Annotated in this window: 11 protein-coding genes; 1 reads left to right on the forward strand and 10 read right to left on the reverse strand. The window is 44.3% G+C overall.

From position 1 onward, the window contains the following. Positions 1 to 62 precede the first annotated feature (62 nt). The 9 genes from AB3G73_RS15680 to AB3G73_RS15720 all read right to left on the reverse strand — a co-directional run bounded on the left by AB3G73_RS15680 (position 63) and on the right by AB3G73_RS15720 (position 22,279). Entirely contained in the window at positions 63 to 2,291 is a 2,229-nt protein-coding gene (locus AB3G73_RS15680; protein WP_367745209.1) for a glycoside hydrolase family 3 C-terminal domain-containing protein, read from the reverse strand. 15 nt (positions 2,292 to 2,306) lie between these two features. After that, positions 2,307 to 4,832, reverse strand: coding sequence for a glycoside hydrolase family 2 TIM barrel-domain containing protein (locus tag AB3G73_RS15685; RefSeq protein WP_367745438.1), 2,526 nt, complete (start codon positions 4,830 to 4,832; stop codon positions 2,307 to 2,309). A 21-nt stretch (positions 4,833 to 4,853) separates the two neighbouring features. Beyond that, positions 4,854 to 7,718, reverse strand: coding sequence for an alpha-xylosidase BoGH31A (locus AB3G73_RS15690; protein WP_367745210.1), 2,865 nt, complete (start codon positions 7,716 to 7,718; stop codon positions 4,854 to 4,856). Between the two features lie 143 nt (positions 7,719 to 7,861). Further along, complete coding sequence (locus tag AB3G73_RS15695; RefSeq protein WP_367745211.1) at positions 7,862 to 11,902, reverse strand: two-component regulator propeller domain-containing protein; 4,041 nt, start codon at positions 11,900 to 11,902, stop codon at positions 7,862 to 7,864. Positions 11,903 to 12,086: 184 nt separating this feature from the next. After that, positions 12,087 to 13,796 carry a cellulase family glycosylhydrolase gene (locus AB3G73_RS15700; RefSeq protein ID WP_367745212.1) on the reverse strand — a complete coding sequence of 570 codons (1,710 nt, stop codon included), beginning with the start codon at positions 13,794 to 13,796 and terminating at the stop codon, positions 12,087 to 12,089. Positions 13,797 to 13,806: 10 nt separating this feature from the next. Continuing rightward, positions 13,807 to 15,606: a hypothetical protein gene (locus tag AB3G73_RS15705; RefSeq protein ID WP_367745213.1), complete on the reverse strand. Its 1,800-nt coding sequence runs from the start codon at positions 15,604 to 15,606 to the stop codon at positions 13,807 to 13,809. Between the two features lie 12 nt (positions 15,607 to 15,618). Continuing rightward, complete coding sequence (locus AB3G73_RS15710; protein ID WP_367745214.1) at positions 15,619 to 17,352, reverse strand: RagB/SusD family nutrient uptake outer membrane protein; 1,734 nt, start codon at positions 17,350 to 17,352, stop codon at positions 15,619 to 15,621. Between the two features lie 27 nt (positions 17,353 to 17,379). Further along, positions 17,380 to 20,553 (reverse strand): TonB-dependent receptor, encoded by a 3,174-nt coding sequence (locus tag AB3G73_RS15715; protein WP_195648787.1) that lies wholly within the window; start codon positions 20,551 to 20,553, stop codon positions 17,380 to 17,382. 160 nt (positions 20,554 to 20,713) lie between these two features. Beyond that, positions 20,714 to 22,279: a glycoside hydrolase family 43 protein gene (locus tag AB3G73_RS15720; protein WP_367745215.1), complete on the reverse strand. Its 1,566-nt coding sequence runs from the start codon at positions 22,277 to 22,279 to the stop codon at positions 20,714 to 20,716. Positions 22,280 to 22,517: 238 nt separating this feature from the next. Between AB3G73_RS15720 and AB3G73_RS15725 the strand changes: the two genes are divergently transcribed. Further along, positions 22,518 to 24,875 (forward strand): beta-glucosidase, encoded by a 2,358-nt coding sequence (locus AB3G73_RS15725; RefSeq protein ID WP_367745216.1) that lies wholly within the window; start codon positions 22,518 to 22,520, stop codon positions 24,873 to 24,875. 184 nt (positions 24,876 to 25,059) lie between these two features. Here the strand turns inward: AB3G73_RS15725 and AB3G73_RS15730 are convergent, their stop codons facing one another. After that, entirely contained in the window at positions 25,060 to 25,404 is a 345-nt protein-coding gene (locus AB3G73_RS15730) for a hypothetical protein (RefSeq protein ID WP_074556556.1), read from the reverse strand. Between the last annotated feature and the right edge of the window lie 431 nt (positions 25,405 to 25,835).

A 25,835-nucleotide genomic window follows, 5' to 3' on the forward strand; every position in this document is an offset into this window, starting at 1 on the left:
ATATATCCACCACGCTGTATCTATATGTCCACTGAACACTGTGTATTAACCTGTAAACTTTATCATTGGGTATACTCGAATGTCACCGTACCGCGAATATCAGAAGAAGAGGCGGCAATGTATGCCTTAAACTTACCAGGTTCTGCCACCCAAGTATGCTGTTTATCATCAAAGAATTGCAATGCTTCCGGTTTGATCGTAAACTTCACTTCTTTTTCTTCATTCGGAATAAGCCGTACTTTCCGGAAGTTTTTCAACTCCTTCACCGGGCGAAGAACACTACACTCTTCGTCGCCAACATATAACTGAACGATCTCTTTCCCTGCTATTTTCCCTGTATTCCTAATTCTTACAGTAAGATCAATACTGCCATCAGCATTCATTGTTTTAGCCGATACCACAGGCTTACTATATTCGAAAGTGGTATAACTCATGCCATAGCCAAAAGGAAAGAGCGGCCGGATCTTCTTCGTATCATACCAACGATAACCAACCAAAATATCTTCTTTATATTCCTGACGGATACTATCACCCGGGTAACTAATCTCACCAAAGAAGTGTGCCGGACAATCTTCCAGTTTCACCGGATAAGAAAAAGGTAACTTACCGCTGGGATTCACATCTCCGCTCAACACATCAGCCAGTGCCTCTCCGCCGACAGAGCCTAAATACCACGACTGAATAATAGAGGGTACCTCCCTCACCCAAGGCATTTCCACCGCATTTCCACTAATAATTACTGCTACCAGATTCTTATTTACTTTCAACAGAGCTTCTATCAAATCATTCTGTCCAAAAGGAAGTCCATACGACAAACGGTCACCCCCCTCACAATCCTGAAAATGATTCTTATTCAGTCCTCCGACAAAGATCACCAAGTCCGCATTCATCGCTTTTTCTACCGCGTCATTACGTAAAGAATCTACTGTTGTCTGTGGAATAACATCTGCCCGGCCATACATCGGGCGACCGCTTGTATAGCCTTGTGCATAAACCACATCCTCACCAAACTTCGCTTTTATACCATCTAATGGTGAAACCACCCTCTGAACTTTCAACTCCGAAGAGCCGCCGCCTAACATCAAATTACGGGTAGCATTATCTCCCACAACCAAAATACGTCTATATTTTCCCTGGGGAATAGGTAATAATGCAGGCTGTTTCTTACCTGTCCCATTTTTCAACAAGACAATGCCCTCTGTTGCAACCTCATAAGCTGTACGATAGTGCTCTTCGCTGGTCAGTGCACCGAACGGTTTCCGACGATTCATCGCTGTACGGAAAATCAGACGTAACACACGTGCGGCCTTATCGTTCACTACCTCCATCGAAATCTTACCTTCGCGAACCATTTTCAGATAAGACTTACCCAAATAATAATCATCAAAACCGAATTCCGATTCCGAAGTCAAACCATTGGTATAAGATCCCATTTCAATGTCCAATCCGTACATGGCAGCTTCATAAGTATCATGTGCAGCTCCCCAGTCCGTGATAACGCATCCGTCGAAATTCCATTCCCCTTTCAATATATCATTATTCAGCAATTTGTGATGGGTAGCATGAGTTCCACGCACTTTATTATAAGCTCCCATAACTGACCACGTTTTACCTCTTTCTACAGCAGCCTTGAAAGCAGGCAGATATATTTCATACAATGCACGGTCGCTTAGTTGCACATCGATATGTCCCCGCCATAATTCCTGATTGTTCAGTGCGTAATGTTTTACGCAGGCGGCTACTCCATTCTTCTGCACTCCCTGAATATAAGGCACGCAAAGCTCCGAGGCTAAATAAGGGTCTTCCCCCATATATTCAAAGTTACGCCCGTTGAGCGGGGTACGATAGATATTCACCCCCGGTCCCAACAAAACATCCTTTTCACGATAACGGGCTTCTTCACCGATGGCCTGTCCATATTTCTCTGCCAATAGCGGATTCCAGCTAGCTGCCAGACAGGTCAGTGCAGGAAAAGCAGTGCAACTATCGTTCGTCCATCCGGCATATCCCCAATCATTCCAGTTAATTTCGGCACGCACGCCATGAGGACCGTCACTCATCCAGAGTTCAGGAATACCCAAACGGGGACAACCAGGGGAGCTAAACTTCCCTTGTGCATAACTAAGACGAGTTTTCTCCTCCACAGTCATACGGTTCAGCGCATCCTGTACCCTGACCTCTATCGGTTGTGTATCATCCAGATACACCGGTTTTTGTTTCTTGTCTTGAGCAATCACCACCATACCTGTCTGAACAGACAGGAAACATATAGTCAATAAAAATATCTTCATTATTCCCATAATCATTTACAGTTTACAATCTTTTGCCGAGATCTTCACCACGGCTTGCCGAAGCCCTTCCGAAGTAGCTGTCAGCTCCGTTTTTCCCGGTTTCCCGTCATTCTGAATGACAACAAGGCATTTTCCATAAAATGCTTTCCTCTTTTTATCCTTAAAGCGTTCCAACGATACCGGGTTTCCATTATCCACTCCTGCGATGAAACCATTACCTTTCACAGTGAAATTCACCAAATTATCTGCATTCGGACAAAGATTCCCTTCTTCATCCAGCACCTCTACAGTGACGAAACACAAATCTTTTCCATCAGCAGCCAGAACAGAACGATCAGGAGTCAGGCGAATTTCTGCAGGCTTTCCGGCAGTATGAATTTCCTTTTCCGCTACCACTTCATCCTTTCTGCGTGCAATAACCTTCACCGTTCCCGGTTCAAACTTTACACGCCAAACAACATGCAGGTTATCAGCATCTTTACATTTCACTCCCTGCGACTTTCCATTCACAAACAATTCCACTTCATCAGCCTGATTATAATAACACCACATATCGATCTCCTGCCCCGGAGTCCAGTTCCAATGCGGGAAAAGATGCAACACTTGCTTATCTGTCCATTCCGACTGATATAGATAGTAGACATCTTTTGGGAAACCTGCCAGATCGACAATACCAAAGAATGAACTACGTGCAGGCCATCCGTAAGGAGTCGGTTCTCCGATGTAATCGAATCCTGTCCATACATATTGCCCACTGATAAAGTCGTTGTCTCTGACTAACTTCAGACTTTCTTCATGAGTGTTTCCCCAAGGCACATGACAGTTCTCATAAGATGAACAGGCAAAAGTAGAATCAGCAAAGGGTTTATCCCAACGCTCAGGCCAGATAAACATCCGGTCACTGGGCATACGGTAGTATCCACGTGTCATCAATGCCGAATTACTTTCAGTAATGATAAAGGGCTTGTCCGGAAAATTAGCCGGAACATGAGGAATATCTTTATTATGATAATTATAGCCAATCACATCCAGTGCACCGGAACGGAATAAATGATTGCCGGAATTCGGTTCATTGCATCCTGCAGTGACAGGACGGGTAGAATCAAGCCCTTTCACAAAGCTTACCAACTTCTTCGTCAGCAAAGAGTTGACACTCTCCTCTCCTTCTTTTGCCAGCATTTCAGAAGAATGCCCGAAATTCAGGATCAAATTGGCCTCTTCCAGACTCAATGTATCCGCTTTAGCATCACTCCATTGTTCGAGGACTTCATTACCGATACTCCACATAAAGACAGAAGGGTGATTGCGGTCACGCAAAATAAAGTCATTCAAATCGCGCTCGTGCCATTCATTGAAGTAACGGGCATAATCATGTGCTGTTTTTTTCTTCCGCCACATATCAAAAGCCTCATCCATCACGATAAATCCCATACGATCACAAAGATCAAGCAGTTCGGGTGCGGGAGGATTATGGGAACAACGTATGCCATTGCATCCCATTTCTTTCAGAATCTGCAATTGCCGTTCAATGGCACGTGTGTTGACAGCTGCCCCCAGACAGCCCAGATCATGGTGCATACATACCCCGTTAATCTTGGTTTGCCTACCGTTCAATGTAAATCCTTTCCGGGCATCAAAACTAAATGTACGGATACCGACAGGAGTCGTATACCTATCCATACATTCCTCGTTTCGCATCACTTTAGTAACCAATGTATACAAATAAGGAGTATCAATATCCCACAACTCCGGTTGTTTTACAGTCAATTGCTGGACGAAAACAGTTTCTCTGCCAGTTTCCGTTTTTCCGGCCGACCGCGTTCCAGCAACTTCTCTGCCTTCAGCATCCTGCAAGGATGAGCAGACCGTGATATTTTCATTTGTATCACTTTCATTCACAATAGTAGTAACAAGATTCAGTACAGCCTCTCCCTTGTCAACCGATGATGTCGTGACATACGTTCCCCAATCGGCTACGTGTATCGGACCAGTCTTGCTTAACCATACATTCCGGTAAATGCCACAACCTGAATACCAGCGTGAATTAGGTTGCTCCGCATTGTCCACCCGAACAGCCAGCACATTGGGTTCATCCCATTTCAGATAAGGGGTCAGATCATAACTGAAACTGATATATCCATAAGGACGTACTCCTAACGAAACACCGTTAATGAATACTTCCGAATTCATATATATTCCGTCAAACTCAATGCGGAAGATCTTTCCTATATCTGCTTTGTCTACACTAAAAGTTTTGCGATACCATCCAACTCCACCCGGAAGCGCCCCTCCCCCTGTGCCGGAAGGATTTTCACAGCTAAAGTCTCCCTCAATCGCCCAATCATGAGGCAGATTCAATACCCGCCAGTCATTGTCGGCAAAACCGGGTTGTGCAGCTTGTAATCCGTCTCCCAAGTGGAAACGCCAATCCGCATTAAAGTCAGACCGCTCGCGTGGAGAAATGGGGGAAGAACTGTTACATGCTCCCAACAGCATCAGACAGCTCCCCAATATCAAATATTTCAATTTACCAATCATCATCATCGGATTATATCATCCAGCCTACAGTTTCAATGTCTGCTTGCTGCCATTATATTTCACAGTCACCCCTTTCGCATTCAAATCAAACGGTTGGGCTTTCTCCTTATTGACCGTAACCACAGTGAAGGTGCGTTCCTTCAGCATACCCGGAAATTCTCCCTGGCGTTCACCGATCACTAAAGTCTTAGTAGTCTCATCATACTTCATCGGTATCATGGTGTACATACCCTGTTCATAGTTATAATTCCCCCCCTCATCTTCGTATAGCGTAAACTCTCCATCAGCCCCCTGATAAATATACAAACGAATATGATCCGCCGGTCTTTCATCCGTATACTGAATATCATCACCTAACGGTACGATAGCTCCCGCACGCACATACAACGGAATCCGTTCATAAGGCGCATCTATCATTTTCTTTTCTCCACCGGACTGAAACTTGCCGGAATAAAAATCATACCAGCCTTCTGCCTGGGGGAAATAAATCTCACGACTACGGTCACCATATCGATAAACCGGAGATACCATAAATGAAGGACCGAACATATACTGGTCACCAATATTATTCACTTGGGTATCCGCTGTAAAATCCATGACTAATGGACGCATGATTGTATAATCATTAAACCAGGTCATGCCTGCCAACGAATAAATATACGGCATCATATTGTAGCGCAGTTTGGTATAATAAACAACCGATTGGTAGGCCGGATGTCCTTCCGGTGCAATCTCCCATATTTCACGGAACGGGTATTGTCCATGTGCACGATACAGAGGAACGAATGCACCGAATTGATACCAACGGGCATTTAATTCACGCCATTCTTTATAATCGGCATTTTCCGTCTTTGTCGCATTCCATTGTTTCTGTCCCGCCACATAACGGTTCTCTACACAAAAGCCGCCAATATCCATTGTCCAGTAAGGTATTCCACTCATGGCGAAATTAAGTCCGGCAGAAATCTGTGCCTTCATATCCTCCCAACGTGTACCGATATCTCCACTCCATGTAGCTGTAGAATAACGCTGTAACCCGGCAAATCCCGAACGGGTCAATAAGAACACACGTTTATTATTATCCACTCCGCGCTGACCGTCATAAATGGCTTCTGCATTCATCAGTGCATAAGCATTGAAAAATTCCGTAGAGGAGCCCAATGCCGTAGGTCCGCACAAAGCCTTCCGATATTCCAAGTCGGTACAGTCACGTACATTCGGTTCGCTGGCATCCATCCACCAGGCATCGATACCCAACGGATAATAGTGCTCATACATCTGCTTCCAAAACAGTTTACGTGCATCCGGATCATAAGCGTCATAAAAACCATAATGGTAACCGGGGCCTACCCAATCTTTCAAACTATCCCTGACAGATTGCTGATACATCCACCCATTCTTGTCGAACTCCTTGAAATGTTCGGTAGTAACATAGAACTTAGGCCATACCGAAATCATCATACGCCCATGCATAGCATGAATGGAATCGACCATTGCTTTGGGATCCGGAAAGCGCGCCTTATCAAACTCATGACTTCCCCAGGCATTTTCCGGCCAGTGATTCCAATCCAGTACGATATTATCCACCGGGATTTTACGATCACGGAAACCTTTCAGTGCGCCTAACATTTCATCTTGTGTATTATACTTCTCCCGGCTTTGCCAGAAACCCATTGCCCATTTCGGCATAACAGGCGACTTTCCGGTCAGAGTCCGATAGCCACTGATTACTTCATCCATATCCTCACCAACCATAAAATAATAATCAAGCTGCTTTGCCATCTCGCTCCACCATGACTGTTTCCCCTGTTCTGCCGGATCTACAGGAGTCAATGCCCGCAGCCCGCAATAAGACTGCCCGCCATCAGGCTGCCATTCAATTTTCAACGGCACACGCTTCCCTGCTTCCAGATGAACAGCAAACTTATAGCTATTAGGATTCCATGCAGTCCGCCAACGTTCCGGCACCACCGGTTCATTATTCAAATAGACCTTGACATATCCGGCGTAATAAAGAATAAACTTAAATTCTCCTGTTTGAGCAGGTTCTATTTCACCTTCATAAGTGACCTTAGCCCCCATCAACGGCAATTTCTCCGGAAGATTCTGAATCGTTTTCAGATTCTCAAAATAAATAGAGTCTTCCCGACGAACCAACGTCTCTCCTTTTTTCGGCACATAAGTACCGGTAAGCGCACCTTCCCGACCTGTCTTATCATAAAGCTTAAAGACCCGGTTCAATTGGGAGTAGTCATTCGGATTACCGAAACGACACAATGAATAGCTATCCAGCAGTACACCATAATTCTTATTTGAAACAACGAATGGAACAGAGACTTTCGTATTGTATTGGAACAGTTCTTCGTTCTTACCCTTATAATTAAATTCATCCGCCTGATGCTGCCCCAATCCGTAGAACGCTTCATCTTCAGGAGATTCAAAAACCTGGCAGATCGTATATCCCTTTGTTCCTTCTACTTCGATTGGAGTAAACTTCTTTCCTCCTCCCTTGTTTTCCTGCAGGATTAACTTTCCGTCTTTATCCGCAAACCACACCTCTCCGGTACTGGCCAATACGGACGCTTTCACTTCTTTTGTAGACACTGTAATCGTATCGCCATTCTGCATGACGGCAAATGGGATTTGTTTCTCCTGCGGAACAACAATCAAACTTTGCGGATCGGCAAACTTGCTGTCGGCAGTAACAGAAACACGGATTAACTTATCTCCCATCACTTGCAGACGAACCAGTCGGGGACCTCCTGTTACTTCCTGTTGTACTTTAACTATCACGCTATCGCCTGTCTCCTCATAGACCTTATTGGCACATGCTCCGAAAAGAAGTCCCGGCAACAGGCAACAGAAAATGTTTTTCATATTCATAATCATACCTACCTTTAGGGTTCAACAATATATTTTCTCATATCGCAAAAGTAAGTACTATAAATGAAAAGCTCCCCTTCTAATGTTTTATAGAAGGGGAACTTTTAAACAGTGACCGGACGATATGTTTTTTTCAGAGGTATCATTTGTTATTTCCCTTCTTTTTCCTGGTAAACAGAGGGCAAAACACCAAATTCATCCTTGAAATAACGACTGAAATATTTAGGGTTATTAAAGCCTACTTCGAAGGCTACCTCAGATACATGAAGCTGGCTTTCACGCAATAATTGCGCTGCCCGTTTCAAGCGGATCACGCGGATAAACTCAATCGGTGTCTTTCCTGTGATCTGGAGTAATTTCTTATACAGATGCACACGGCTCATACCCAGTTCCCGGCTAAGCTCCTCTACCGAGAGTTCGGTACGCGACATATTATCTTCCACATACTTGATTGCTTTCTCTATCAATTTCTCATCCAATGAAGTAATCACAATCTCACTGGGGGCAGGGTCAATCATTCCCTGGGTGACACGATGATAGCGGCTTAATTCTATCAGTTTACGGATACGCAACACAAGAATAGTCATATTGAACGGCTTCGTTACATAATCGTCCGCTCCTGTCTGCAATCCTTCCAGCTTCGCTTCGGTATTCTGCCGTGCTGTCAGCAAAATCACAGGGATATGCGCTGTGCGCTTATCCTGCTTTATCAGACGGCACAACTCATTACCATCCATTTGAGGCATCATCACATCACTGATAACCAGATCGGGCAATTCTTCCTGCATCATCTCCCATGCTTCCTTACCACTCACAGCCAGTTTGACACGATACTGCAATTCCAGACTATAACGCATAAAGATACGGAAGTCTTCATTATCATCTACTATCAGCAACAATGGGAAATCCTTACGTTCCGTTTCCTCTCTGGTTTCCTCTTTTATCTCCTTATCTTCTTCCTCCCCGGCCGGTATACCTGTCTCTGGCGGCAATTGCACCTGTGTCTCCACATGCTTTACCGGAAACTGAATAACGAAAACGGAGCCTGTTCCTATATTATCAAAGACCTTCACTTCTCCTTCATGCAGAGTTACAAAGTCACGTACCAAACTCAAGCCGATACCATTTCCGGTAGTTTCCTCTACCCCTTTATGACCCGCCTGATAGAAACGTTCGAAGATATGTTCCTTATCCACCTCACTAATTCCTATTCCAGTATCAGCAATCTTGATCTCCAGCATATCAGGAGTTCCTGCCACATGCTCTATCATCACCGTCACCCGTCCTCCTTCGGGAGTAAACTTAAAGGCATTGGAAAGCAGATTCATGACAATCTTTCCCACCTTGTCAGCATCAAAAGCCATCGAGAATGTATCTATCCCCGAGAAGAAAGAGAACTGAATATGTTTCTTATCCGCCATCAACAGGAAAGAGTTGCAAACACTATGCACATACGAAATGATATCTCCTTCCGACAAAGACAACTGATGAGTGCTCATCTCCCCTTTACGGAAATCGAGCAGTTGATTGACCAAGTGCAACAACCGCTGCGCATTGCGATGCATCAACTGCAAACGTGTACTTTGCAATTCATCGGTTGTTTCTTTCAGCATACCCTCCAAAGGAGAAATAATCAATGTAAGCGGTGTACGCAATTCATGGCTGACGTTCGTGAAGAAACGGAATTTCATATTATTGATTTCTTCGTTCTTCGCCACCTCGCTTTCTATCTGCTGAAGATGAAACTTCTCACGTTCACGTTTCAGCATCCGGTAGCGTGCCAGAAAAAGCACGACCACCAAACCGATGGCATACAACAAATAGGCCCACCATGACATCCAGAAAGGAGGATTGACTACAATACCCAGCGTCGCTTCCTTCACGCCGACATAACCGTCACTATTTACCGCTTTCACTCTCAAAACATACTTTCCCGGTGCAAGATTTGTAAAAGTCACATTGTGTACTCCTAACGGTAAGGTTAGCCAGTCATTATTAAACCCCTCCAACTTATACATGTATTGAGTTTTCTCCGGCAGATTATAGTTATCCGAAGCAAAAGATACACTGAAAATGTTCTGCTTATAATCAAACTCGACATTTTCTACATCGTTCAATTCCTTTTCTATCAACACTCTTCCACCATACGACTGTCCCACCTTTATCGGCTCATCAAACAGCGAAAGACCTGTAAACATCACAGTAGGCAGCATTTTATTATAGCGTATATGATCCGGAGCAAAAACATTTACCCCATATAAACCTCCAATGGCAATGATTCCATTGTGCAAGGTTTTGATAGAACGCTGGTTAAAATCACAATTCTGCAATCCGTCCTCACTATTATAAGCCCTGGAATCAAAAAGGTAACTCCCTTTTCCGTCCGAAGCTACTGTCACCCGGATTACCTTCCTACTGGTCGAGACCCACATATTACGCTCCTGATCTTCCGTAATCGCAGCAATAAAGCTTCCTTTGGCCTCTGCAACAGGAGATAAATCAAGAAACAGATGGCGTCTTATATCATATACATTCAATCCCTCACGTGTAGCAATCCATATCAGTCCCCGGCTATCCTTGTACACATGATTAACCGCATCGTTCGACATTTTCATGCTACCGCTCTGACCTTGAACTTTTTTTATTTCACGAGTACGCATATCCATCATACCTACTCCCTGATTAGCAGTTCCGAAAAATAATGTATTATCATCTCCCCAACACAAAGAGGTAACATTATTTTCCAGCAGAGCCGAGTTATTACTCGTATAAGTCTCAAAAGTACCGGACAACGGTTCCAAACATTGTAAACCACCTCCTAAGGAAGCAATCCAGATCCTCCCCTTATCATCTTCCACCAATGCCCAGACATTATTACTTGCCAGAGCATTCCCGGCACCCTCCTTATAAGAACGTACCTGGGAACCATCCATACAATACAGCCCTCCATTAAATGTTCCGACCCATAGTTTGCCGTCTTTTGACTTTAGCATAGACACGACCGGATTCGGCAACTGTCCTTCGGCATCTCTCCAGAAAGGTTCCGCCTTTCCTGTTGAACGGTTCCACAAAAGAATCCCATGGTCATTCGTTCCCAGCCACAATTTATTTTCATCTGCCTGCTCTATGCAGGTAATATCTCCCCATTCATACATATTGAACTTAAAGATACTTTCACTATAATAAGATACTCCTTTCTTATAAGTTCCCACCCACATGATACCATCTCTATCAGCATATAAGTCATAAATTGTATTATGAGGCAAACTCCGTCCATTGTCATCATGGGCAACAAGAGAAGTCACTTTTCCAGTTTCTTTCTCAAGCACATCTATACCGTCATAATCCTTTCCAACCCAGATTCTGCCTTCTATATCCTGTGCCACCGTATGAATGATTACGTCCGGACGTGACGACCAAATACCAGTCAAGTCTGTCCGCCAACTTTTTGTTCCGCAGTCATACACCCAGATTCCCATAAGACTATATGCCCAGATACAATTGTCTCTGTCTACAAAGAGCGAAAGCTCTATCTTCTTCCCTTCCGGAATATATTTTTTGATTTCATCAGACTGCCATTTTACTGCTAATGTGGAACGATCCAGGCAAACAAGTAGTCCTGTATTATAAATCAACAAGATCCCGTCACTACATTCTGCCATTTGTGTTACTCCATATTCCGGTAACGAATGTTCCATGTACGAGAAGAAAAGTCTTTTTCCGCCTTCCTTGTAACAGTAACATCCCTCACCTGCCACACTAAGCCAGGTATTCCCTTCCCGGTCTACAAAAACCTGTTCCGGAACTCCCCATGACTCGAGATTCTTCATAAATCCGGTAACATCTGTGATAAAGCAATCCCGTTCCTTGTCAAACAATACATATCCCCGGGCAGTATTTATCCAAAACCGTCCATCAGGCATTTCTACAATATCAGTGATATAATTATCCGGCAAAGATCCCGGCTCGTCCTCGGCATGCTGGTAAACCTTAAAAGTATATCCATCATAGCGGTTCAATCCGGCAGTCGTGCCAAACCACATGAACCCGTCACGATCCTTATAAATAGTATTTACAGAATTATTAGACAATCCGTCCGATACTTCCAGATGCTTGAACAGATAGGATTGTGCAGACACAATCCATGAAGTGAAAAGTAAAGCTAACAATAAAAGGCTCTTTCTTATCATGTTTTTCAGATTTGTACAAAGGAAATAAAATATTATCAAACAGCCAAGAAAAAGAGTCTGCGGATTATTTGGCGAAATCAACCAACCCGCCAAGAAAAAGACAGTCTGAACGGAGATTCCCGTACAGACCGTCTTTATGGTTTATTGATACTCAATAGAAACAACAGAACAACTCTTATCCGGACTATTCTGTCGCGAGTCCCTCTATCAGAGCGTTATACTCCAATTTGTCATAAATGTCCAACGTATTGCGATTCAAAACACCGTCCCCACGATCCCAATAAAATGGAACCAGTCCATGAGCACGCGCCTGGCGCACTACACATCTGTCGAACGCCGCACGCGACAGGTCATGTCCTCTTTGGGCTTCTTCATCCTGCAATTGACGACGGATAGCCGCAAACTCACCGATGAGTACCGGAATATTCTGTTCTACAAACCGGGTCTTCAGCTTCTGAAATTGAGCTTTCATGTATTCCTCTCCGCCAATATTGTCCCAACGACCTTCGTAATTGCCAACAGCATACCCGCGATTCTCTTCTCCCCAGAAATAGAAAGCCTTTCCCCAACTCTCGTCTTTCTCCATTCCGCAGAATTGCCACGAACTGTAATAATGCACTTCAACAATCATACGCCCGTCCGTCGGGTCTTCGGGTAACTGCCCCATCCATTGGATAGTTTTGTCAATATCCGTAGCAGGTCCCTGTACTATGAGATTACGATACACATTTTTCCCTCCCGTAGCGCGAACGGCATCTACAAATGTCTGTTCATACTGTAGCAGTACTGCCATATCATCGGCATCCTCAACATTCGGTTCGTTGCAGCCAGCAAAAATCAGATGCTCGTCATAATTTCTAAAGAAAGTAGCAATCTGATGCCACAAAGCCCGTTGCTTTTGGTCTACAGCTTTATTATAGCCGTTTGGTATATCATTCTCCAACCACCCACCATCCCAATGGATATTAAGAATAACATACAGTTCGTTATCCACACAATAGTCTACTACTTCTTTCACACGGTTGAGCCACGACGCCTGTATCTCATAGCTTCCATCACTTGCCAGATAATCATTCCAAGCACAAGGAATGCGTACCGCACTAAATCCAAGTTCCTTTATTTTGGTAATCATGGTTTTGGTAGTAGCCGGATTTCCCCAAGCAGTTTCTCCACCGGTAGCTTCCAGCGAATTACCCAGATTCCATCCAATCGCGATTTCCTTCATCAATTCCATCGCATTCTTCTCCATGCCTGTCATATCTGCTTCCGGTATCGAAGAAACCTGTTGAATCACGGTAACCGATTCTATAAGGTCATTCAGCATGAATGTGATGACGGCTGTACGAACTTCATTACCAACGTTGGGATCGGCGGTAAATGTCTCCACCTTTTCAGTCAGAGCACGTGAGGAGTTATGATGAAGCCATCCGGCATCGATCGTTATCTCATAATCTCCGGATGCCTGCATCTTAATAGAAAAGTTTTCTCCTTCACCGGCAACTGTCACTTCGTGTGTTTCCCCCACTAAAAGATCACTGGCAAGCTGACTCACCTGTACCACCTCATTTATTTCACTTCCTGTCACCTTAATCGTAGTCGAACGGGATTCTGTATCAGGATTAGCAGTTACACTAACCAAATACTTGCCAGTCTTTTTTGAGTCCGATTCCTGCCGGGTGATGCTGCACCACTCCGGCGAATCCGACACTACTTCATAAGACACATTTGATTGTATATAGAGTAAAGTCTCGCTTCCATTCTTACCGAAAGTCAGTTCTTGCTTTGAGACTGTGATGAAAGGAGTTTCCGCTACTTCATCTTCCGTACAGGAAATAAGCAAAACACCTGCCAAACAGAAAATATAATAAGTCCAAAGGCTACAAATCTTATTCATACTCATTCAATTACAAGATTCTTAAAGTATCTATAGTAACGTTCACTTTATCCGGTTCTGCAATGTCACTGAACATATCAATGATATCAACCACAAATACGATTACACCGTTATATGCCGCTTCTGGTTTAATGTTGATAGTATAAGTACCGTTGCCTTTCACTTTTACATCACTCGTACCCGAATAACTAGGCCACCAACCACTTGCCGTACACATCAGACCTGCATTATATTCCTTGGTGGCCGCATCGCCACTCAGTCCGCTAATAGTGAAAGTCAGTTCCATTGAATAGTCGAACACAATGCTTGCCGGATCAACCGGAGATGCAGACGCTGTCTGACCATATTGATTGTACAGTTCGATACGGAAATTATTCTTATCGTTCTCCAGATGTCCCCACACCAATTTATTGTTGTCAACAGTAATAGTGGTTGCCTCCGGTTCTGTGCTTCCCCCGGCATTGGGCACAAAATGATAAGCCTGGTATTCATCCTTTTCAGAGCTGCGTGCACCAAGCCACATACCCATCACCGATCCTCCTACACTCTCAATACTTAAGATACGGAGTTGGTTGTTAGCATCTGCTCCAAACATAATATCACCACCTCCGATGTGATAGGCAGGCAAAGGCAAGCTGAAGGTATAAACACCTTTTTTATCCAAACTATAGGTTCCATCCGAAGAAGTACCATCGGGCAAAATAAGGGAATATGTCATCGTACTTGAATTCAAAGTCAAAGCAAGTTTCTCCAATCCGCTGACCGGAGCTGCCCAATCAGGATAGTTACCGGCCGTAAAGTTATTCATCAGGCTACCATCCAGATTTGCCCAGTCGAACGGAACATCAGGCGACATCGTCCATTTGATTTCTGTGGTCACGACTTCTGATACCATGTCTTCCCATCCGTCAGGCAATACCGGTTCCGGATCGGGTTTATCTTCAGGCACATAATTGTCGGCATATTCTTTTGAAACAAAGTTCCATATCAACCACCAGGGTCCTTCACTATTGTCACGCATCACCCCGATTCGCAGATGATTTTCATCCAGTTCGAGCAACTTCAGATTCCGGTTCCAGTTCGTACTTCTGTCCGACCATGAAGGCGTGTGCAACAGTTCACAGTCAGTAAACGTGATGGTATGATCGTCCACATTGAGCATAAATGTACCTACGGTTGTGCTCTGTGAAGAAGAATTATAAACTGTCACGTTCGCTCCGCCAGTCAGACCGAAAGTCATCGTACTCTCCCAAATGGCATCATCTCCCGAATGACCGACGCCCGGATCCCAATTGGCACTCCAGTTGTTCCACTCTACGGTCGTGCTCGGATCAGCATAAGTCACTTCACCCGCAGCAAAGCCATACGAGCCGTTATCGAAAATCCAAACCTTCTCATTGTTGACCCCTCCCGACAAATAAGTCCATAAAGCATCATTCACAAATTCGGCACAGAAACTGTCGATGGAAAACTTTGCAGCGGGACCATACACTATTCCGGCTCGTGTCTGTACACCGAACTTCACGCTATACTCCCCCTCAAACGGCATCTGCAACTTAACTTCCGCACTCTGACTCCGCCCTTGCGGATGTTCCCAACATACCTGATAACTTGAAGGCATCAGACTTTTCAGATAAACAATATTCGGATTCACCGCATCATGCGTGATCGAAAAAGCAATTCCTTCAGCCAGATCATCCGAAACGATATCCTGACTTCCCAATTCATAAGTTTCGGGAGTACATGCCGACAACAATGTGACGAGCGTTGCCAGCAATGCTATATATAACTTTGATACAATCTTATTCATAACTTCCATTTTTTAATACCAACCTACATTCTGTTTCAAAACGCCATTCGAAAGTGTAATCTGATTATTCGGAATCTGAGAAAAACCTCGCTTGCCGATAATATTCGAAACTGTAATGCTTACATCCTCGGGATTTCCCCCGCTGACAACCGACGTAGTGCCTGCAATCTGCGAAGCGGCATAATCCACACCCTGACGCAGCAGGTCCCAGTAACGCTGTCCTTCAAAAGCAAACTCCAGCATACGCTCCTTTATTATATTTTCTTTTGTGACCGCAACTTCCCGATAATCACCTGAAACCGACAAGTTTCCCTTACCATCATTCACCGTATAAGCACGCTGACGTACTTGATTGAGATATGCCTGTGCGCTCGGACTTCCTAATTCAGCAGCCATCAACAACACATCAGCATAGCGCATCACAATGAAATCCTGATATTGTGAAATCTGGAAATCGCCTTTGCCTAAACCGGAAACTTCATCAACAAGCGACCATGCACCGGACTTTTCATCTTTGACCCATTTCGACATCGGAGTATATTTCTTTACCGCATATCCGGTATATTCACGTTGGTCGGCATATGATTTTGCATATTCCGAATCATCGGCGATACCTTCACTATCCAGATTGATGATAGAAGCTTCACGACGTGCATCACCTGCACCATAGACAGTCCACATTTTGGGATTGACCGTACATCCTCCCCATCCTTTTCCGTAAGGTGCATGATTCAAATAACTACGTATTCCCATATAAACCAGCCAGCGGTTTCCATCATTATTTCCGTCATAGTCTTGCGTATAATTAAATTTCTGTGCCAATACCACCTCCTTATTACCTTTTCCAGCATAGGTTGTAGTCTGTGTATAATCACCTGTCGCCGCATTTCGGCTCCATGAAGTGGAAGCAGCCGGCCACAAGTTTTTGAATTCTTCAACCAGCCCGTAGCCTTCGGTCTCCGCAACAGAGATAAAATCTTCCAATCCCTGCAATACCGAAGCTTTGGTGACACCTTCTACCTGAGGTTCTTTACCGTAATAACCTGTATAAAACAAGTAAACGCGAGCTAACAGCGCTTCAGCAGCAAACTTGGTTATATGACCGTCATTCGAAGCAGCTGCACTTTTAGGGTATGCACCTGCCGGAATATTATCCGCAGCAAACTTAAGATCGCTAAAGATAAGATTGTACACCTCTTCCGGGTTGGCCTGTGCACGGTTCTCATTCACAGGTTCAGTGAATAAGGGAATATTTTCCCAAAGGCGGACCATATCGAAATAACACAAGGCGCGTAAGGCACGACATTCACCCATATAAGTATTTCTCGTCTGGTCACTTGTCCAGGATATCTGACCTTCATGAGCCAGAAGTTCATTACATCGATACACTGCTGCATAATAGTTGGTCCATTCCGTTTCCAGCAAGTTCATATCGGAAGGAGATTGCGTAGCATCGAAGCGATCTATCACCTGATAGTTGCGGGCGTCAGTATTTCCCATACCGGCAAAGCACTCGTCCGCCATGATTTGCGAAGCAAAATAAAAAGCACATGCCTGACTGGACGTAGTACACTGCCAGCCATCATAACACCCTATCAATGCCCGCCACGCATCACTCTCAGTCCGGTAGAAGTTACCGGTAGTAGATTCTTTCTTCGATTCCACATCCAGAAAGCCTGCCGTACATCCCGTAAGTGACATCACGGCTAGTCCCATTCCCACTATATATAATTTCATATTATTCATATTCTCTGATTTTTTTAAGGTTATAAATTAGAACTTCAGATTGACACCAACGAGGAATGTACGCGGACGAGGATAATACCCCAAGTCGATACCCGATACCCAGTCGGAGGTTCCGTAACCAATTTCGGGATCCATGCCATCATATTTGGTGAAAGTAAACGCATTCTGTACCTGAATATACAAACGGGCCTGACTGATAGCTTTGAGTTTAATCAGCTTGGCAAAGTCGTAGCCCAAGGTGATGTTACTAATACGCAGGTAATCACCATCTTGCAGATAAAGATCAGAGAACTGCCAGTTGATATTAGTATCCGTCACACGAGGCATCCGGTTGGAGGTTCCTTCTCCGGTCCAGCGGTTCAGGATGGCAGTCGTATAGTTAGCCTTGCTATTGGCATGATTACGGTACGATTGCACAATCTGATTGCCAGCGGCTCCATAGGCTACCAATGAGAAATCAAAATTCTTGTAGTTAAATCCGACATTGAATCCGTAGGTAAAATCGGGAGTGCCATTGCCCAAATCCACCTTATCGTTATCGTCGATAATTCCATCCTGATTCTGGTCTACGTAGATAACGTCACCCGCTTGTGCGTCGGCCTGCAGGATGCCATGCTTTCCGTCGGCATTCCAGTTGGCAATCTGTTCTTTGTTCTGAAAGATACCGGCAGTTTCGTATCCCCAGAAGTAACCGATAGCATGACCATTCTGTGCACGGTAGAACTCCGGTGTATTATCATACAACATATTGATTTTGCCGTGAATGATACCATCTTCAGTAGGAATATTCCCTACCTTATTCTTGTTATATGCACCGTTCACACCAATATTATAATTGAAATCTTTACCTGCTTGGTCATTCCAGGTTAAAGCCAGTTCAAAACCTGTATTCTTCACATCGCCGCCGTTGATAAAAGGTGCACCCGTTCCTGCCGTAGCCAGAATAGGAGCTTCCACCAGCCAATCTTTAGTTGTCTTGATATAGAAATCGGCGGTCAAACTCAAACGGCTTTTTAAGAAACGTGCATCAATACCTATATTGGTCTGTTCCGAGGTTTCCCAAGTTACGTTCTCATTGGCCAGACGGCTAGGATACGCCCCCCAGTAACCGGACTGTGCCGGAGCACCATCGGTTGTTCCGAAGATGTAATGGGTATTGGAAGAGGTGATAGGAGCCGTATACTGGTAATTATCGATGTTCTGATTGCCGACCTGCCCCCAACTTGCACGCAACTTCAGATAATCAAGCCAATTCTGAGTATTCTCCATGAACTTTTCATTTGAGAGAGTCCATCCTGCAGATATAGATGGAAATACACCGTAACGGTTGCCACGTGCAAACTTCGATGAGCCATCAGCACGCAAGGTGGCATTCAGCATATAAGTTTCTTTCCAGTTCCATCCGAAACGTCCAAAATAAGAAACGGAGCGACTTTCATCATGCGGATATCCATCGACAGACATTCCGTCGTCGGCGCTCGAAGCTGTACCATTACCTACATAGGCATGATCCCAGTCGTCAAAGCCTTCTCTCAATGCACCGGTTTTGGCCTGCAGGTAAGTACCGGAATAGCGATATACTTCCATTCCGACTAAAGCATTGAATGCATGTTTGCCGCATGTCCAGTCATAAGCAGCCGTATTGGTCCAAGTCATTCCTAAAGAATGATTCATATTTTGGGTGGCTGATGTACGAGTCGTATTATAAGTATAAATTGAAAATTGATAAAGCGGATTGAAACTACGATATTCCGAAGAACCGTACACCGCCCCGAATACGCTTCTCAACTTCAAGTTCCTGACCGGTTGCAGTTCGGCATATACATTGCCGGAGAATGTTGCCGTCTTGTTCTTGTTGTTGCTGTTGGTCATCATCAAGCCGTAAGGATTGCCGTCACCGTTATACCAATCGGAGTTCGATGTATCGTTATAAGAAGAATCATAAACATTGTTATCGCTATAGATTGGAGCAAGCGGCGAAGTGGCAAATGCGCCGCGCAAAGTATTGTTATATTGGTCGGATACTGAAATACCATTGTTCATTTTGTAGACGAAGCTGACCTGCTCGCCCACTTTCAGCAAATCCGAATCCTTGAATATCTTATGCTCGGAATTGACGCGGAAATTGTAACGTTCATAGTTCGAAACGTCCTTACCGCCCACTACTCCTTCCTGACTCATATATCCCAACGATAAGGCATAAGTGGAAGTCTTCGAACCTCCGGTGATACCCAATGTATAACTCTGCGTCCTGGTATTGTCTTTAAACATCGAGTCTACCCAATCAGTGTCGTGTACATTTCCATTGGCATCATAAATACTCCGGAACGAACTCCAGTTGTAAGGCGCATTTCCGGAATTAACAGCCTGCTCGTCCATAATGGTCATGTATTCCTTCGCATTCAGCATATTTATCTTACGTGCCACAGTCTGCACACCATAATAGGCATCAAAAGAAATTTGCGCCTTTCCTTCCTTGCCCGATTTTGTGGTAATCAACACTACACCATTGGCAGCCTGTGCACCATAAATAGCTGCCGAAGCTGCATCCTTTAATATATCGATACTTTCTATATCAGCAGGATTCAAAGTGGAAATATCGCCGCCCACACCATCAATAAGATACAGCGGACTGGAATTTCCGACAGTACCCAGACCACGAATACTGACTTTCATATCCGAGCCCGGCTGACCGGAAGTGGAAGAAATGTTCACCCCAGGTGTCTGTCCTTGCATACCTTGCAAAGGGCTATTGGTGTTCATCTTGGCAAGACTCTCACCCTTCACCTGCACCGTTGCACCGGTCACCAGTTTCTTTTTCTGCACACCATAACCCACCACCACTACTTCATCAAGGATTTCGGTGTCTTCCTTTAATATTACATTGAGCGATTTCTGACCCGTCACAACGATTTCCTGCGTAACGTATCCTATATAAGAGAAGACTAAAGTCTGGCCGGATACCACATTCAGCTTGAAATTTCCGTCCATATCGGTTATCGTTCCATTGGCTGTCTCCTTCACCAAGACACTGACCCCCACCAGAGGCAACTCATCAGTAGCCGAGATAACTACACCACTGACAGTTGAAGTTTGTGAAGGAGCAGCCTTCACAGCCATTATCGGCAAACATAATAGAATGATTACCGAAAAGCTAAAGAGATGCACAAATGTGCATTTTCTAAAAAAGTGTTTACTCATGGTATATTGTTTAATAGTTAATTTAAAACATATTGTTTTCTACACTGCAAAATTATATATTCGGTATGTAACTTCACTTCTGTAATGTTATTCATATAGGGAGCGTTTTGGAAACGATGGGGTGAATTTGTTTTATAAAGGGGATTCATTTGTTTTCTTCCTATTTTCCTTTATACTTAAAGCACCCAAAATCAGCGCACATCTCTGATTCTTTAGAGGCTGATACAGCATAAAGTCCCAAGACAACTCCGGTAAATCCACCTGCTGTTTCAGTGCTTAGATAACGAGTATTCATCTTACCCAAATCATGATATATTCCATTCACTTTATAACCGAAATAATAGTAATTGATATCCGACTTCACCACCAGTTCCACTTCACCACTGGTTGGCAAGGAAACCTCTTTGGCATAATGAGTAATCTCTCCCAGTTTATACCGCAAACCAACAGAACGTTTCTGATCCTTATCCTGACGGACAAATAAATCATAGTGAGAATGAAACTCCATAAAAACGGAAAGTCCCGCTTCATCATTTGCTTCCGCTTTATGCAAGACTACCGGAACGGATGCTTCCATATCAAAGTGTTCCTGTCGCAAGGCGGCAAAGGTAGGACTTTTCCAGTCACTTAGCGTAACAGGAGTCGCTATCAAACGAAGTTTGCCATCTTTGGTAAAAATATAATTCTTCGCTTCCGGATTTTGCAAATGAATCCATTCGGGAGAAAGTTTTCCTTCTTTAAAGCCTATCCGTTCCGGTCTGCCTTTCATTTCCTGTTGAGGCAGAGTGGTTACATCCATCTCCAAAGAAATAGTTCCGTTAGCATTGACCACAGGCCAGGCATTCTTATCCCAACGCACCGGAGCCAGATACGTTTCACGTCCCAATGTATGATGAGTTCCCGGCATAATTCTGTATGCCAGGCAAACCATCCACCAAGCACCATCAGTGCCTTCCACCAGATCAGCATGCCCTGTTCCCTGAATCGGACTGGATTGTCCCGACTCATTGGCATGGGTCAGAATAGGATTTGCCGGATTTCCCTGATAAGGACCGTCTATGTAACGACTGCGGGCAATCGTTACTTTATGTCCCAATTCCGTACCGCCCTCTGAAATCAGCAGATAGTACCAGCCGTCTTTCTTATAAATGTGCGGACCTTCGGCATATCTGCCCCCGGTACCGTTCCATATTCGTTTGGAAGAAGAAAGCTGTTTGCCTGTCAGGGGGTCAATCTCACACAGGTTGATGTATCCATCCGGATTACTGACCATAAAACATTTGCCATCTTCAAAATAAAGCGAAGGATCAATGCCTCCTTGTTCGAGCCAGACAGGTTCCGACCATTCACTACGGGGATCAGTAGTATGCACCAGGAAATTCCCTTTACCGGAAACATTAGTCGTAATCATGTAAAACACTCCATCATTGTAACGAATGGTAGGAGCAAAAATACCGCTTCCCGAATTGGCATTAGTCAGATCAAGCTGGGACGGACGAGTCAGACAGTTTCCTATCTGCTCCCAATGCACAAGGTCTTTGCTATGAAACAAAGGCACTCCGGGGAAATATTGAAAGCTGCTGTTGACTAAATAATAATCATCCCCTGCCTTGCAAACACTCGGATCGGGATGGAAACCGGGAATTACAGGATTACTGTAACCTTGAGCCGATGATTTGCATACAGAACAAAGCGAGATGAAAATAAGGAATAAAGCGTTTCGCATATCATATAATTTAAGAGTTAAACATCTTTTGCCGGCCGACGATACAAAAGTAGATGTTTTCCCTCAAGGAGACATGGTATTTCGTTTACACCCGGTCTGCCAAATGTTTTCCCCATACGCACAGAATGTATCTTATTGGGGCATCATATGTATTCAATTGCATTTCGCCCTTTCGAGTGACTGCAAATCTTTCTACATTTGTGGTAGATTTTAAGTCTCACTCTAAAAATATCAACTCATGAAAAGCATTAAGAAAATGGTATTAGTATCAGCCTTTGCCGGTACCTGCCTTACAACTCACGCGCAGGCTACCCCTCCCGCCATCCCAGCCGATCCGGCTATTGAAGCTAACATCCGGAAATGGCTTCAAAAAATGACTCTCGAACAGAAGATCGGTCAGATGTGTGAAATCACCATTGATGTGGTGTCTGACCTTGAAACCAGCCGTGAGAAAGGATTCTGTCTAAGCGAGACGATGCTCGACACGGTTATCGGTAAATATAAGGTAGGCTCACTACTGAATGTCCCTCTGGGAGTAGCACAGAAGAAGGAGAAGTGGGCGGAAGCCATCAAGCAGATACAGGAGAAATCAATGAAAGAAATCGGTATCCCGTGCATCTATGGAGTAGACCAGATTCATGGAACGACCTACACGCTGGACGGAACGATGTTTCCGCAAGGCATCAACATGGGAGCCACTTTCAACCGGGAACTGACAAGGAAAAGTGCCGAAATATCTGCCTATGAAACCAAAGCAGGATGCATCCCCTGGACGTTTGCCCCGGTTGTCGATTTAGGTCGCGACCCGCGCTGGGCACGTATGTGGGAAAACTATGGAGAAGATTGTTATGTAAATGCAGAAATGGGCGTGTCGGCCGTAAAGGGATTTCAGGGAGAAGATCCGAACCGCATCGGAGCATACCATGTAGCTGCCTGTATGAAGCACTATATGGGTTACGGTGTACCCGTTTCCGGGAAAGACCGTACTCCTTCTTCCATCTCACGCAGCGATATGCGTGAAAAACACTTCGCTCCTTTCCTGGCGGCCGTGCGTCATGGTGCATTGAGCGTGATGGTGAATTCTGGCGTTGACAACGGCCTGCCTTTTCATGCCAACCGTGAATTACTGACCGAATGGCTGAAAGAAGACTTGAACTGGGACGGTCTGATTGTAACAGACTGGGCGGACATAAACAATCTCTGCACACGGGATCATATTGCTGCCACCAAGAAAGAAGCTATCAAGATTGCCATCAATGCCGGAATCGACATGTCAATGGTTCCTTATGAAGTGAGTTTCTGCGATTATCTGAAAGAGTTGGTTGAAGAAGGAGAGGTATCTATGGAACGCATCGACGATGCAGTAGCCCGTGTGTTGCGTTTGAAATATCGTCTGGGATTATTCGACAATCCGTATTGGGACATTAAGAAGTATGACAAGTTCGGTTCTAAGGAATTTGCGGCCGTTGCCCTCCAGGCTGCCGAAGAATCGGAAGTGTTATTGAAGAATGACGCACATACCCTGCCGATAGCGAAAGGCAAAAAGATTCTGCTGACGGGGCCGAACGCAAACTCCATGCGTTGCCTGAATGGCGGATGGTCGTATAGCTGGCAGGGACACGTTGCCGATGATTACACGCAGGCATATCATACAATCTACGAGGCTTTGTGTGAGAAATACGGAAAAGAGAATATTATCTACGAACCGGGAGTCACCTATGCTCCTTACAAAAACGATAACTGGTGGGAAGAAAACAAACCGGAAATTGAAAAATCGGTAGCAGCGGCAGCACAGGCAGATATTATCATCGCCTGCATTGGCGAAAACTCTTATTGCGAAACTCCCGGCAACCTGACGGATCTTACCTTATCGGAAAATCAGCGCAATCTGGTAAAGGCTCTGGCCGCTACGGGTAAACCTATCGTTTTGGTTCTGAACCAGGGACGTCCGCGTATTATCAATGACATAGAGCCTTTGGCAAAAGCTGTCGTCAACATCATGCTGCCAAGCAATTACGGTGGCGATGCACTTGCTAACTTATTGGCCGGTGATGCCAACTTCAGTGGAAAAATGCCGTTTACTTATCCCCGCCTAATCAACGCTTTGGCGACTTATGACTACAAGCCTTGTGAAAATATGGGGCAAATGGGAGGTAACTACAATTATGATTCGGTGATGGATATTCAATGGCCGTTCGGCTTCGGATTAAGCTATACCAATTATAAATATAATAACCTAAAAGTAAACAAACCGACTTTCAATGCCGATGATGAACTGATATTCACGATTGATGTAACCAATACGGGCAAAGTTGCCGGAAAAGAAAGTGTGTTGTTATTCTCTAAAGACCTGGTGGCAAGCAGTACACCGGACAATATCCGCCTGCGGAACTTTGAAAAGATCTCTTTGAAACCGGGAGAAACAAAGACTGTTACGTTGAAACTAAAAGGAAGCGATTTGGCATTTGTCGGGTATGACGGTAAGTGGAGACTGGAAAAAGGAGATTTCAAAATCAAATGCGGTGACCAATGGATTGATATTGTATGCGATCAGACGAAAGTATGGAATACTCCGAATAAAAATACTCTTCATTAATAAGCTTCTTCTCATATATAAAAAATCACTTTTCTCTATCACCTATCACCGACGGCAATCAAATACCTTATTCATCGAGGTTCCCGGCGGTGATAGGTTGTTTTTCAACCTATCACCACATCTGTCACCTATCACCGCAAAAAGCACTACTTTCATCACATTTTTGCAAAGACAACCTGAATAGCTATGACTTAGAGAGCCATTTCTTTCTTTTCTTCACAGGAGCCATCACCAATTTAGTATGCAGTTCTTTGATTTCACATAAATCGAACCTTTCCTGTATATACACATACATGATGACCAAATGGATAAGTTCTTTATTCGGACATGAGAATTCATCTTTTGACAGCCCGTCTATCACTATATTCAATAAACAGAGAGAACACTGCAATTCAGCTTTTGACAATTGGTCTACGCTTTCAATGTTTGCAAAGCTAGGCCAGTTTTCTTTCATAAAACTAAGCTTGTCGACGGAGCGTTCTAAATCGTGCTTCATCAGGCAGGAACAGGAACAAGTAAGGTCACTCATAACTATCATTTTTTAATTATGTGTTCCCGTTTGCCAATAAAAAAGGCGCGGAAACTATTACTGTACTATCCTGTGAGAGGCTCTGGTGGGCCGTACCCGAATAATAAGCAATAGCTCCACGCCCGTTGAGGTATATAACAAATATATATACAACATGGACGTGGAGACCGGTCACTTATTATCTACGGGTGCTAAATTTACCAGATTTCTCACAATAGATAATAAAAACACTATCTCCAATACAAAACAAGCGTATCCTCTCCCGAAGACACGCTACAAATATAACTATATTTTTCAGACAATGCCACTGTTATCACAGTAAAATAGTTTAATTCTCCCTTGCCCTATATCTATCAAATAGAACAAGGCATATAAATACCTACAACAAGTAGGAATACTTTGCTTTTCTCCCTGATATAGTTTATCTTTGC

It is taken from the genome of Bacteroides sp. L008 (assembly GCF_040812255.1).
Lineage (GTDB): Bacteria > Bacteroidota > Bacteroidia > Bacteroidales > Bacteroidaceae > Bacteroides > Bacteroides vicugnae.

Bases quoted from the DNA above. Each gene is read 5' to 3' on its own strand.
- AB3G73_RS15710 (WP_367745214.1), bottom strand. From the start codon at position 17,352: ATGAATAATATGAAATTATATATAGTGGGAATGGGACTAGCCGTGATG.
- AB3G73_RS15680 (WP_367745209.1), bottom strand. From the start codon at position 2,291: ATGAAGATATTTTTATTGACTATATGTTTCCTGTCTGTTCAGACAGGT.
- AB3G73_RS15690 (WP_367745210.1), bottom strand. From the start codon at position 7,718: ATGATTATGAATATGAAAAACATTTTCTGTTGCCTGTTGCCGGGACTT.
- AB3G73_RS15705 (WP_367745213.1), bottom strand. From the start codon at position 15,606: ATGAATAAGATTGTATCAAAGTTATATATAGCATTGCTGGCAACGCTC.
- AB3G73_RS15725 (WP_367745216.1), top strand. From the start codon at position 22,518: ATGAAAAGCATTAAGAAAATGGTATTAGTATCAGCCTTTGCCGGTACC.
- AB3G73_RS15720 (WP_367745215.1), bottom strand. From the start codon at position 22,279: ATGCGAAACGCTTTATTCCTTATTTTCATCTCGCTTTGTTCTGTATGC.
- AB3G73_RS15685 (WP_367745438.1), bottom strand. From the start codon at position 4,832: ATGATGATTGGTAAATTGAAATATTTGATATTGGGGAGCTGTCTGATG.
- AB3G73_RS15700 (WP_367745212.1), bottom strand. From the start codon at position 13,796: ATGAATAAGATTTGTAGCCTTTGGACTTATTATATTTTCTGTTTGGCA.
- AB3G73_RS15715 (WP_195648787.1), bottom strand. From the start codon at position 20,553: ATGAGTAAACACTTTTTTAGAAAATGCACATTTGTGCATCTCTTTAGC.
- AB3G73_RS15730 (WP_074556556.1), bottom strand. From the start codon at position 25,404: ATGAGTGACCTTACTTGTTCCTGTTCCTGCCTGATGAAGCACGATTTA.
- AB3G73_RS15695 (WP_367745211.1), bottom strand. From the start codon at position 11,902: ATGATAAGAAAGAGCCTTTTATTGTTAGCTTTACTTTTCACTTCATGG.